Source organism: Flavobacterium ustbae, from assembly GCF_003946915.1.
Lineage (GTDB): Bacteria > Bacteroidota > Bacteroidia > Flavobacteriales > Flavobacteriaceae > Flavobacterium > Flavobacterium ustbae.
On sequence record NZ_RPOC01000001.1, the window covers coordinates 843,125 to 856,224 of the forward strand.

Annotated in this window: 7 protein-coding genes; 2 read left to right on the top strand and 5 right to left on the bottom strand. The window is 36.1% G+C overall.

Annotation, left to right across the window (positions count from 1 at the left end; translation table 11 throughout):
* Positions 1-20: 20 nt before the first annotated feature.
* The 3 genes from EG814_RS03630 to leuC form a co-directional block, all read right to left on the bottom strand.
* Positions 21-593 (bottom strand): O-methyltransferase, encoded by a 573-nt coding sequence (locus tag EG814_RS03630; RefSeq protein ID WP_125718972.1) that lies wholly within the window; start codon positions 591-593, stop codon positions 21-23.
* 93 nt (positions 594-686) lie between these two features.
* Positions 687-1,283, bottom strand: a complete 597-nt coding sequence (leuD, locus tag EG814_RS03635) for a 3-isopropylmalate dehydratase small subunit (RefSeq protein ID WP_091490627.1) — start codon at positions 1,281-1,283, stop codon at positions 687-689.
* Between the two features lie 162 nt (positions 1,284-1,445).
* Positions 1,446-2,840, bottom strand: coding sequence for a 3-isopropylmalate dehydratase large subunit (gene leuC, locus EG814_RS03640; RefSeq protein ID WP_125718974.1), 1,395 nt, complete (start codon positions 2,838-2,840; stop codon positions 1,446-1,448).
* Positions 2,841-3,505: 665 nt separating this feature from the next.
* Between leuC and dnaE the strand changes: the two genes are divergently transcribed.
* Both dnaE and EG814_RS03650 read left to right on the top strand, forming a co-directional pair.
* Positions 3,506-8,038, top strand: coding sequence for a DNA polymerase III subunit alpha (gene dnaE, locus EG814_RS03645; RefSeq protein WP_125718976.1), 4,533 nt, complete (start codon positions 3,506-3,508; stop codon positions 8,036-8,038).
* Positions 8,039-8,215: 177 nt separating this feature from the next.
* A complete protein-coding gene (locus tag EG814_RS03650) occupies positions 8,216-9,148 on the top strand; it encodes an outer membrane beta-barrel protein (protein WP_125718978.1) in 933 nt (310 codons plus the stop codon).
* 206 nt (positions 9,149-9,354) lie between these two features.
* Here the strand turns inward: EG814_RS03650 and EG814_RS03655 are convergent, their stop codons facing one another.
* Complete coding sequence (locus tag EG814_RS03655; RefSeq protein ID WP_125718980.1) at positions 9,355-10,350, bottom strand: Gfo/Idh/MocA family protein; 996 nt, start codon at positions 10,348-10,350, stop codon at positions 9,355-9,357.
* 474 nt (positions 10,351-10,824) lie between these two features.
* The gene (locus EG814_RS03660; RefSeq protein ID WP_125718982.1) at positions 10,825-12,933 is read right to left on the bottom strand and encodes a prolyl oligopeptidase family serine peptidase; all 2,109 of its coding nucleotides are present in this window, start codon (positions 12,931-12,933) and stop codon (positions 10,825-10,827) included.
* Positions 12,934-13,100: the final 167 nt, after the last annotated feature.

Consider the following 13,100-nt stretch of genomic DNA (forward strand, 5'->3'; position numbering starts at 1 on the left):
GCTTTAAGCTGAATTATGCATTATATTTTTGTAATCAGAATCAAACCTGTTGACCAATTCATTTTTGTTAATTGAATGTCTTTTCTTTTTTCTAAATCCTGAATCAGAATATCGACGTTTTTATCATGATCATTTGGCCAGTTGGGTTGAGGCAGCATATCGTCAATTAAATAAATTCCGCCAGAGTTTAATAAATTCAATGTTTCTTCTAAAACCACATATTTTCCAGGCCAAGCATCAGCAAAAATCAAATCAAATTTTGAATCTTTATAGTTTAAAATCCATTGCTCGGCATCTTCGCAAACAAATGAAACATTTGATTCTTGAAAATACTTTTTTGCAATGCTTTGATATTCTGATGAATTGTCTATCGAAATTAAATTAGCATTTCCATTCATTCCTTCAATCATCCACGCAAGTGATAAACCGGTTCCAGTTCCTAATTCTAAAAAATGACCGTCTTTTTTGGTTGTGATTAATGTTCGAAGTAAACTTCCCGTTTGCAAATCTGACGGCATTGAAAACGAAATTGCTTCAGAATCTTTTTTGATTTCTGAATAAAATTTCGGTAATACAATGTTGTTGTCATTCATTATTTTGGAAGGGCTTAAGGTTTTTTGTTTAATTTAGAAAGACCCGAGAGGTTTTGAAGCCTTTCGGGTCTAATAGACTGAATGATATTGCTATTAGTAAGGAAGTTTATCAGCGAAAGCTTTAATATCTTCTTTCATATCTTGTAAGTAATCAATGTCGTCAAAACCATTGATTAAGTTATTCTTTTTGTATCCGTTGATAGCAAAAGATTCTTGCTCACCAGTTGATAACAAAGTAATAGTTTGGTTTGGAAGATTGATTTCTAATTCTGTTTTAGGATCAGCTTCGATAGCTTTGAAAATGTTAGCTAAAAACTCAGGGCTGATTTGTACTGGTAAAACACCAATATTCAAACAGTTTCCTTTGAAGATATCTGCAAAGAAAGAAGAAACCACAGCACGAAATCCGTAATCGTAAACCGCCCAAGCCGCGTGCTCTCTAGAAGATCCAGAACCGAAATTTTTTCCTCCTACAAGGATTTTTCCGCTGTAAGTCGGGTTGTTTAAAACGAAATCTGCTTTTGGAGTGTCGTCTCCATTATATCTCCAGTCTCTAAAAAGGTTATCTCCAAAACCTTCACGTTTTGTAGCTTTTAAGAAACGAGCTGGAATTATTTGATCTGTATCTACGTTCTCAATTGGCAACGGAACTCCGCTGCTTGTAAGTATATTAAATTTATCGTATGCCATTTTAATTTTAGATTTTTGGATTTTAGATTTTAGATTTTCCTCTCTGGGGTGAAATCTAAACGCTGAAATCTTTTTGTATTAATAATGTGAATGAATTTTTATTTGAAGAAATTTAGATGAAGATTACGCAAAGTGAGCAATCTAAAATCTAAAATCTCCAATCTAAAATAATTCTCTCGGATCTGTCAATTTTCCTGTAACCGCAGCCGCAGCCGCCATAATCGGACTTGCCAAAAGCGTTCTTGAACCAGGACCTTGACGACCTTCAAAGTTTCTGTTTGAAGTACTTACTGCGTATTTACCAGCTGGAACTTTATCGTCGTTCATGGCTAAACAAGCAGAACATCCAGGCTGACGTAATACGAAACCAGCTTCTGTCAAAATATCTAAAATTCCTTCTTCTTTAATCTGCGCTTCAACAACGTGAGAACCCGGAACTAACCAAGCCGTAACATTATCTGCTTTTTTTCTTCCTTTTACAATTTCAGCAAAAGCTCTAAAATCTTCAATACGTCCGTTTGTACAGCTTCCTAAGAAAACGTAATCGATTTGTTTTCCGATCATTACATCATCTTCGTTGAAGCCCATATAAGCCAAAGATTTCCTGTATGTTTCCTCACCGCCTTCAACTTCTTTAGCGTTCGGAATATGTTTGGTGATACCAATTCCCATTCCAGGGTTAGTACCATAAGTAATCATTGGTTCGATATCAGAGGCTTTGATGTTTAATTCGGCATCAAAAACAGCATCCGGATCTGTTTTAAGTGTTTTCCAATATTCAACTGCTTTAGTCCAAGCTTCACCTTTTGGCGCGTAAAGTCTTCCTTCAAGGAAATCGAAAGTAGTTTGGTCAGGAGCAATCATTCCTCCACGAGCACCCATTTCGATACTTAAGTTACAAACTGTCATACGTCCTTCCATAGTCATGTTTTCAAAAACATCACCAGCATATTCAACAAAATATCCAGTTCCTCCAGAAGTAGTCAATTGTGCAATAATGTAAAGCGCAACGTCTTTTGGCCCAACACCTTTACTTAGTTGTCCGTTTACGTTGATACGCATTTTCTTTGGCTTTGGCTGCATAATACATTGCGTAGAAAGCACCATTTCAACCTCAGATGTTCCGATACCAAAAGCGATAGCTCCAAAAGCACCGTGAGTAGACGTATGAGAGTCACCACAAACAATAGTAGCACCTGGCAAAGTAATTCCGTTTTCAGGACCCACTACGTGTACAATTCCATTTTTTTGGTGACCTAATCCCCAGTGTGAAATTCCGTATTCAGTTGCATTGTCTTCAAGCGCTTTAAGCTGATTTGCAGACAAAGGATCTGCAACAGGTAAATGCTGGTTTATAGTCGGTGTATTGTGGTCTGCGGTTGCAAAAGTACGTTCTGGGTATAAAACGTTAACGCCTCTTGATTTTAATCCTAAAAAAGCAACAGGGCTCGTTACTTCGTGAATGAAATGACGGTCAATAAAAAACACATCTGGTCCATCTTCAATTTTACGCACAACGTGTGAATCCCATACTTTGTCAAATAATGTCTTACTCATTTTTTATTTTTTTTAATTGTAATTTTATAACTACAGCCTTTCCTGTTGATTATAATAGGTAAGCAAAATTAAAAAAAGGTAAAAAACAGTCAATTTCAATATTTCATTATATACGATACCCAAACTAAATTACAGATTGAAAAATGCTTTTTTATTGTCAGATTTAATGGTGTAATTTGAGATGAAATTTGTTTTTTAATCTTTTTTAATCCTTGCTTTGCTTTGTTTGTTTGTTGTTTGAATAGTTTGCAAATTTATTGTATAATAAGTGTAAAATATGTGTTTTTGTTTGAAAAAATGTAACAAATTAAATAAAAATAGTAATAATTGACAGTGTTTAGATTTTGATGGATTTTGAATTTCAAATGTTTTTTAGCTTAGAAATAATGAATCCAAATAAACTTTTTGTAATTTTCTAAAGAGGAAATACTACGACATCCAAAAGGATAAAATTTATCAAATTTTATGAATTTTAAGAGGAATAATGAATTGTTCGCAAGAATGTATTTTTAAGAATTTTGTGTTTTAATTAGCCAAAAAAATGACTAAATTTGACTTTCTCCATTTTTTATATTCTTAATTTTTATCACGCATAAAATCAGTTGTTTATGTTGTGTGAGACTTGGGATTTGGGGCTTTAAAAATTGACATTTCCATAAAAATATATGTATTTAATATTCGATACCGAAACAACCGGATTACCAAAACGCTGGGACGCGCCAATTACCGATTCTGATAACTGGCCCCGCTGTATACAAATCGCCTGGCAATTGCATGACGAAATGGGACAGCTTATCGAACATCAGGATTATTTGGTAAAACCGGACGGATTTAATATTCCGTACGATGCTGAACGTATTCACGGAATTTCTACCGAATTGGCAGAAGCCGAAGGAATCACGCTGGCCGAAGTTTTGGAGAAATTCAATATCGCTTTAAGCAAAACCAAATTTATCGTCGGTCAGAATCTTGGTTTCGACGTGAATATTATGGGAGCCGAATTCCATAGAATGGGTGTAGATTCTCCAATGAGTTCGATGCCTGTTTTAGATACTTGTACCGAAGTTACAGCTTCATTATTACAACTTCCCGGAGGTCGTGGAGGAAAGTTTAAACTTCCTACCTTGACAGAACTACACAGTTATCTTTTCGATAAGCCTTTCGCGGAAGCGCACAACGCCACTGCCGACGTTGAGGCAACCACGCGTTGTTTCTTAGAATTGGTTAGAAGAGAGGTTTTTACAAAAGAAGAGCTTGACGTTCCGAAAGAATATTTTAAAGAATTTCAGGAAAGAAATCCACAGGAATTTCCTTTAATTGGTCTTAAACACATCAATTTAAAAGCCGCTTCAGAAAAAGTTAGAGAGCAGATCAAAGCTTTACAAGTTGATGAAACGCCAACTGTGGTTTCAGAATCGGATAAAGCCGATTTTAAAGCGGCAAAATTTGCACATTTACACAATCATACACAGTTTTCGGTTTTGCAATCGACTATTGGAATTGGAAATATTGTAGCGGCTACAGCCAAAAACGGAATGCCGGCTGTTGCCATGACCGATACTGGAAACATGATGGGAGCTTTTCACTTTGTGAGCGCTGTTATGAATCACAATAAAGGAGCTTCTACCAAAAATAAAGCTTTAGTTGACGCTGGAGAAGAACCAACAGAAACGGAAGTAAAACCAATCGTAGGCTGTGAATTTAATATCTGCGAAAATCATTTAGATAAATCAAAAAAAGACAACGGTTATCAGGTTGTTTTAATGGCCAAAAATAAAGCAGGTTATCACAATTTGGCTAAAATGGCTTCAATTGCCTACACCGACGGATTTTATTATGTTCCGAGAATTGACCGTAAAATCGTTGAACAATACAAAGGAGATATTATGGTTTTGTCTGGGAATTTATACGGAGAAATTCCGAGTAAAATCCTGAACATTGGTGAAAACCAAGCCGAAGAAGCCTTAATTTGGTGGAAGGAGCAATTTGGCGAAGATTTCTATCTTGAGGTAATGCGTCACAATCAGGAAGACGAAAATCGTGTCAACAAAACCCTGATTGAGTTTTCGCAAAAACATAATATCAAATTAATTGCAACCAACAACACCTATTATTTAAATAAGGAAGATGCCAATGCGCACGATATTTTATTGTGTGTAAAAGACGGTGAAAAACAAGCAACGCCAATTGGTCGTGGCCGTGGTTACCGTTACGGACTTCCGAATCAGGAATATTATTTCAAGTCGCAAGAAGAGATGAAAAAACTCTTTGCCGATTTGCCAGAAGCGATTATCAATATTCAGGAAATTATAGATAAGGTAGAAGGATATTCACTTTACCGAGATGTATTGCTTCCGAAATTTGATATTCCAGAAGAGTTTGTTGATCCCGAGGATGAAAAAGACAATGGAGTTCGTGGTGAAAATGCTTATTTACGCCATCTTACAATGGAAGGGGCAAAAAGAAGATACGGCGAAATTACAGAATCGATTCAAGAACGTTTGGATTTTGAGCTTTTAACAATTTCGAATTCAGGATATCCGGGTTATTTCTTGATTGTACAGGATTTCATCGCCGAAGCTAGAAAAATGGACGTTTCAGTAGGACCCGGACGTGGTTCTGCAGCGGGTTCTGCCGTTGCATACTGTCTCGGAATTACCAATATTGACCCGATCAAGTATGATTTGCTTTTTGAGCGTTTCCTAAATCCTGACCGTGTATCGATGCCCGATATTGATATCGACTTTGATGATGAAGGTCGTGGCCGTGTAATGGATTATGTAATCAATAAATACGGACAGAAACAGGTGGCACAGATTATCACTTATGGTAAAATGGCAACCAAATCGGCGATTCGTGATACGGCACGTGTACTGGATTTACCTTTATTTGAAGCCGATAGAATTGCAAAATTGATTCCGGGAATGATGCCGTCAAAATGGAATTTGGCACGTTTTATTTCGGAAAGCGAAGATGAGGTAAAAAAAGCCCTTCGTTCAGACGAATTTGATAATGTAAAAGAATTAATCGCTATCGCCAATGAAGATGATTTGGCGGGAGAAACTATTCAGCAGGCCAAAATTCTGGAAGGTTCAATGCGTAATACGGGAATTCATGCTTGTGGGGTAATTATTACGCCGTCGGATATTACGAATTATGTTCCCGTAACCACTGCAAAAGATTCAGATTTGTATGTAACACAGTTTGATAACTCAGTTGCAGAAAGTGCCGGATTGCTGAAAATGGACTTCTTGGGTCTGAAGACCCTTACGCTGATAAAAGATACCGTAAAACTGGTAAAATATAGAACAGGAATTGATCTCGATCCGGATACTTTCCCGATCGATGATGAAGAAACCTATGCGTTGTTCCAAAGAGGTGAAACGGTTGGAATCTTCCAATATGAGTCGCCCGGAATGCAGAAATACATGAAAGATCTGAAGCCAACGGTTTTTGGAGATTTAATTGCCATGAATGCACTTTATCGTCCGGGACCTTTGGAGTATATTCCTTCTTTTGTTCGAAGAAAAAATGGCGACGAAGAAATCAAATACGATTTAGATGCCTGTGCAGAATATTTATCTGAAACCTACGGAATTACGGTTTATCAAGAGCAGGTAATGCTTTTGTCTCAGTCTTTGGCAGGATTTACAAAGGGTGAGGCCGACGTATTGCGTAAAGCGATGGGTAAAAAACAAAAAGACGTACTGGATAAAATGAAGCCGAAGTTTGTCGAACAAGCGGCTGCAAAAGGTCATGATGCCAAAGTCTTAGAGAAAATCTGGAAAGACTGGGAAGCCTTTGCGAGTTACGCCTTCAACAAATCGCACTCGACTTGTTATGCTTGGATTGCGTATCAAACGGCGTATTTAAAAGCGCATTATCCGGCAGAATATATGGCGGCGGTACTTTCGAATAATATGAACGATATCAAACAGGTTTCGTTTTTTATGGAAGAATGCAAACGTATGGGATTACAAGTTTTAGGGCCAGACGTAAACGAATCGTACTATAAATTTACGGTAAATGATGATTATGCTGTACGTTTCGGAATGGGGGCAATTAAAGGAGTAGGTTCTGGAGCGGTAGAAACGATTGTAGCAAACAGAAAAGACGGAAGATATAAATCGATTTTTGATTTGGCAAAGCGAATTGATTTGCGCGCTGCGAATAAAAAAGCGATTGAGAATTTAGCATTGGCTGGAGGTTTTGATTCGTTTGAAGGAACTACGAGAGCGCAATATTTTCATGATGATGGTGACGGAATTACATTTTACGAAAAAGCCATGCGTTACGGATCGAAGTTCCAAGAAAACGAAAATTCATCGCAAGTAAGTTTGTTTGGAGAAGCCAGTGAAGTTCAAATTGCCGAACCAGTTGTGCCACCTTGTGAAGATTGGAGTACCATGGAAAAACTGGCAAAAGAAAAAGAAGTTGTCGGAATTTATATTTCTGGGCATCCGCTTGACGACTTTAGATTTGAAATGAAATACTTCTGCAATGCCCGTTTAGAAGCCTTAAAAAGCATGAATGAATATGTTGGAAAGAATCTTCATTTTGCGGGAATTATCAATAATGTACAGCATCGTGTAGCGAAAAATGGAAAAGGCTGGGCGGCGTTCAACTTAGAAGGTTATGACGAAAGTTATGAATTTAAGATTTTTGGTGAAGAGTATTTGAAATTCCGTCATTTCTTGATTCAGAACAATTTTGCCTTTTTGAAAATCATGATCAAAGACGGTTGGGTAAATCACGATACAGGAAAGAAAACCGATCCGAGAATGCAGTTTGTAGAGATTCGTCAATTGCAGGATATTTTAGAAGCTTTCGCTAAAAAGCTAATCGTATTGCTGAATATTAAAGATCTTCATCCCGAATTTATTCACAAGCTAAGTCATTTATTCAATGAAAATAAAGGTGATAATTCTGTGACTTTTGAAATCATGGAATTAGAAAAAATAAAAAAATTGGTTGAGGTAGAAACTCCAACTGATTTTGAAGCGGAAGATGCCGTTTTTGAAGATGAAAGCGAAAATGAAGAGGATGGCCCTGAAACTAAAATACAAGAAGTAAATGAGGTAGAAGAGATAAAAGTAGTAACCAAATTATCTATGCCAAGCCGTCGTTTGAAGGTCAGAATTTCAACTGAATTATTACAGGAATTAGAGAAAATGCAGATTAATTTTAAACTGAACTAAAAATTTAACAGTTAAAATTTAAACAGATGTTAATTTTTTTAGTTAAAAATATGCGTGCATAATAGTTTTTTAGTAATATTGCCCAAAATTACAACGTTTTCGTTTCAAGTCTAACTTCGCAAACTGTAAGAATCTGTTAAAATATTCTAAGTTTGTATAAATCAATAAATCAAAATTATGAAAAAGAACCTATTTTTATTAGGATTATTAGTTTGCTCAATGGCCGGTGTGGCGCAGACAACAGAAAAACCAGAAAGCTGGTATTTTAAATTAGGAGGCTCATATTTCAATCAAACTGCTTCAACAGAATTTCCAACAGTTGGAGGAAATCCAGCATTAAATAAAACTTACGTAGGAGGAAAATTAGTTTCTGAAGAAAGTATTACTGGATCTTTCGGTCAAGGTTTCAGAACTGGTATTACTGCTGGTTACCGTTTTTCAACACGTTTAGGAGTTGAGTTAGGGATTAATTACTATAACAGTAATGACAAAAAAATGGCTCAGACAACTTCAGACCAACCATATATCCCAACTTCTGCAACAACTGGAATTTATAATTTTAAATCAGTTGGTCAAATTACAGCTTTTGATTTAGCTCCTGCAATTGTAATGTTTTTAGGTGAAGCTAAAGGATTTGAACCGTATACTAAAGTTGGTATTTTAGTTCCAATTCACGGAGACTTAGAAATTAAAACAGATGCTGTTGCTCCAGTTGGAGTTAATCCTGGAACAGGACAGCCAGTTTTTGGAAACGTTCATAGTGTTGACAAAGTGAAACCAAACCCAACTATCGGATTTACAGCTGCTGTTGGTACAACGTACAAATTGACGAGTCATCTTTCTGCTTTTGCTGAATTGGAATATAGAAATTTTACAGTGCACGGAAAAACAAAAGAAACTACTGAGTTTACGGTTAATGGACAAGATGCTTTGGCAACTAGAACAACTGCACAAATTCACACTAATTACAGAGATGGTTTAAATACAAATTCTAATAATGCTCAAACAAATCCAAATGGTGTAGATGCTTCAAGACCAATGGATGAGTTAAGTTCTTATGTTGGAATTTCTGGTTTAGGTTTAACTTTAGGTATCAAATACAGCCTATAATTTTATAGAAATTTTTAGTTTTTTAAAAAAGAGGATATTCGAAAGAATATCCTCTTTTTTGGTTTAATAGTTTTTTCACGAGTTGCTTGTCATCCCAAGGAACGAGGGATCTCCGTAAGTAGCTCTACATAGATAGGCGATTTAGTTTGAGGAGTTTCTTGCGGAGATCCCTCGTTCCTCGGGATGACAAAAATGATGTAAAATTATTATTTTGAAGCTTCTCTAAACTCCTTCAAAACCTGATCGATAACCCAAGTTGTTCTGGCACCAGTCTTTCCTTTTGATGGAGAAGCGCCTTCATTGCCTAAAAGTTCAGCGATAACAGTCTCGATAAACGGTTGCTGAATATGAAGCGGATTTTCTATTGTAATAGTTTCCTTTTCTCCCTCTGCATATTGAATATGAATAGGATCATTACCAAAAGTAGAGAACGAGATTTTTCCTTTATCGCCCACAATTTCGGTATTGTCATAACGTTCAAAACTTGCAAAATTCCAGATACCCGAACCGTGAATTCCATTTTCGAACAAGAAAGACATTGAAACAGCATCTTCGGCGGGATAAGCCATTAATTGAGAAGTCGCATGTCCGCGAACCGATTTTATTGGACCTAAAACAAAATCTAAGAAATCTAAAGTGTGACAGGCTAAATCAACAAAAATTCCTCCTCCAGAAATATGTGGTAAAACCGTCCACGGAAGATTGATTTCGTCATCGTAACGTTCTTCAAAAGGATGGAATAAAACACAATTAACATGTCTGATATTGCCTAATTTTCCTTGATCGATAATTTCCTTAATTTTTAAAAAACGAGGAAGTGCTCTTCTGTAATAAGCTACAAACAATGGAACATTATGCTCTTTGCAGGCACTGATCATTTCGTTGCATTCTTCAAAAGTCAGCGCCATTGGTTTTTCTACATAAACTGGTTTTCTGGCTTTGGCGCATAAAATCGTATATTCTTTGTGAGAAGATGGAGGAGTAGCAATATAAACGGCATCAACTTCTGGATCGTTAATTAGATCTTCAGCATTCGAATACCATTTCGGAACATTGTGGCGTTTGGCGTAATCTTCTGCAAGGGCAGCATCTCTACGCATTACGGCAACCAAAGCAGAATTTGGAGCTTTTTGAAAAGCAGGTCCGCTTTTAACTTCGGTTACATTTCCGCAGCCAATGATTCCCCATTTTATAATTTTCATGGTTTAAGTTTTAAGTTTCTCAAATTTAAAGTTTATTTAAAAAGGTTAGCCACGAATTCACGAATTATTTTTTCATTCAGACTACGTATAAAAGTGTATGCCACGACCCGAGCGATAGCGAATAGGCGAAGCAATTGCACTAATTTTTTTGCCACAGATTAAAAAGATTAAAAGGATTAAACTTTGGATGTATTTGTTTCACGCAGATTTTGCAGATTAAGCTGATTTTTTATTACCATAGATTAAGGGTTTTCATAGATGAATCCTTAACAGAAATTCGGGCAATTCATCGCAAAACTTTCTATTTTTAAACTGAGGAAAAAACAATTCGTGAATTCGTGGCTATCAAAATTTTGCGCAATTAGTGCAATTGCTTCGCCTATTCGTTATCGCTCGGGTCGTGGCAAAAAAACAGCCACAAAATTCACAAAATAAATTCGTGAATTCGTGGCTAAAAAAAATAAGCTTAAAGTCTTACTTAGAAGGCAAAGCTTTAAAACCCATATTGTATAGCGTAAACGCTTGAATATCTACATTTTCTTGAATTGTAGCCGCAACAGATTTTCCTGCTCCGTGTCCAGCTTTAACATCAATTCTAATTAAAACCGGATTATCTCCCGCCTGTTTTTCCTGCAGTTCAGAAGCAAATTTAAAACTGTGTGCCGGAACTACACGATCATCATGATCACCAGTTGTAACCATTGTTGCTGGATATTGTGTTCCTTTTTTTACGTTATGAACAGGAGAATACCCTTTTAAATATTCAAACATTTCTTTGTTGTCCTGAGCAGTTCCATAATCAAAAGCCCATCCTGCGCCCGCTGTAAAAGCATTATAACGAAGCATATCCATAACTCCAACTGCTGGCAAAGCCACTTTCATTAAATCAGGGCGCTGAGTCATTGTTGCACCAACTAATAAACCACCGTTCGATCCTCCACGAATAGCTAAATAATCAGATGAGGTATATTTTTGCGCAATTAGATATTCCGCGGCAGCGATAAAATCATCAAATACATTTTGTTTTTGCAATTTCGTTCCGGCATCGTGCCATTTTTTTCCGTACTCACCGCCACCTCTTAAGTTAGCAACAGCATAAACGCCACCGTTTTCCATCCAAACTGCATTAGCAATGCTGAAACTTGGTGTTAAACTAATATTGAATCCGCCGTAACCGTAAAGAATCGTTGGGTTTTTACCATCTAATTTTGTTCCTTTTTTATACGTAATAATCATGGGAACTTTGGTACCGTCTTTTGATGTATAGAAAACCTGTTTAGACTCGTAATCTTCGCTTTTGAAATCTACTTTTGGTTTTTGATACACTTCAGATTTACCCGTTTTTGGTTCCAAAGAATAGATGCTTCCTGGAGTTGTATAATTGGTAAAGCTGTAATATAAAATCTTCTCATCTTTTTTACCGCTGAATCCGCTTGCAGTTCCAACAGCAGGAAGTTTAATTTCACGAACCAATTTTCCGCTATAATCGTATTGCTGTACAAATGAAACAGCATCTTTCGTATAATTAGCAAAGAAATAACCGGCACCAGTTGAAGGGTTTAATACGTTTTCAGTTTCTTTAATAAAATCTTTCCAGTTTTCTACTTTCGGATTGCTTGCATCAACTGTAACAACACGTCCGTTTGGAGCTTTGTAGTCAGTTTCTATAAATAATTTTGTTCCTTCATTTTCAATAATAGAATAAGAATTGTCAAAATTGTTAATAATAGTTATAATCGGACTATTTGGTTTAGTCAGGTCTTTAATATACAGCTCATTTCCATAAGTTGAATTAGCGGCTGTAATTACCAAATAACGATTGTCTTCGGTAACATAACCTCCTACATATCTTCTTTTTTGGTCGGCACCAAAAATTACTTTATCGTCTTTTTGAGAAGTTCCTAGCTTATGGAAATACAATTTATGCTGATCTGTTTTAGCAGACAATTCACTTCCTTTTGGTTTGTCATAGCTAGAGTAGTAGAAACCTTCATTTCCGTGCCAAGATACACCGCTGAATTTTATGTCAACCAAAGTATCTTCAATAACTTTTTTAGAAAGTGCATCAATAATAATGACTTTTCTCCAGTCGCTTCCACCTTCAGAAATGGAGTAAGCTGCAATGTTTCCGTTTTTAGAAAAATTTAAGCCGCCAAGCGAAGTTGTTCCGTCTTTAGAAAAAGTATTCGGATCTAAGAAAACTTCTTCTTTTCCTTTTTCATCTTTTCTGTAAACAACAGATTGATTTTGAAGTCCGTTGTTTTTAGAATAATACGTAAACTTTCCTTCTTTGAATGGAGCTCCAATTTTCTCATAGTTCCAAAGTTGTTCCATTCGTTTTTTAAGTTGATCACGAAACGGAATTTTATTTAAATAAGCGTAAGTAACGTCGTTTTCAGCTTTTACCCAAGCGCCGGTTTCTGCAGATTTATCATCTTCTAACCAACGGTAAGGATCGCTTACTTTGGTGTCAAAATAAACATCAACAGTTTCTCCTTTTTTTGTTTGCGGATATTGAAGTTTGTCTTGTCCAAATGATAGTCCTGCAGTTGTAATTGCCATTAATAAAAATGTTTTTTTCATAGTTAGTTTTATCTGTTGTAACAAAAATAGCATTTTTTGTTGTGAAAAATTAGGAAGGAAAAGTTAAACCATATAAGTTGTATAAGTTCATTTTATTTTCCTGCAAGGTTTCCAAAACCTTGTAGGTATAATTTGCGATCAAATCTAAAATAAACAAACCTACAAGG

Bases quoted from the DNA above. Each gene is read 5' to 3' on its own strand.
- EG814_RS03630 (WP_125718972.1), bottom strand. From the start codon at position 593: ATGAATGACAACAACATTGTATTACCGAAATTTTATTCAGAAATCAAA.
- leuD (WP_091490627.1), bottom strand. From the start codon at position 1,283: ATGGCATACGATAAATTTAATATACTTACAAGCAGCGGAGTTCCGTTG.
- leuC (WP_125718974.1), bottom strand. From the start codon at position 2,840: ATGAGTAAGACATTATTTGACAAAGTATGGGATTCACACGTTGTGCGT.
- dnaE (WP_125718976.1), top strand. From the start codon at position 3,506: ATGTATTTAATATTCGATACCGAAACAACCGGATTACCAAAACGCTGG.
- EG814_RS03650 (WP_125718978.1), top strand. From the start codon at position 8,216: ATGAAAAAGAACCTATTTTTATTAGGATTATTAGTTTGCTCAATGGCC.
- EG814_RS03655 (WP_125718980.1), bottom strand. From the start codon at position 10,350: ATGAAAATTATAAAATGGGGAATCATTGGCTGCGGAAATGTAACCGAA.
- EG814_RS03660 (WP_125718982.1), bottom strand. From the start codon at position 12,933: ATGAAAAAAACATTTTTATTAATGGCAATTACAACTGCAGGACTATCA.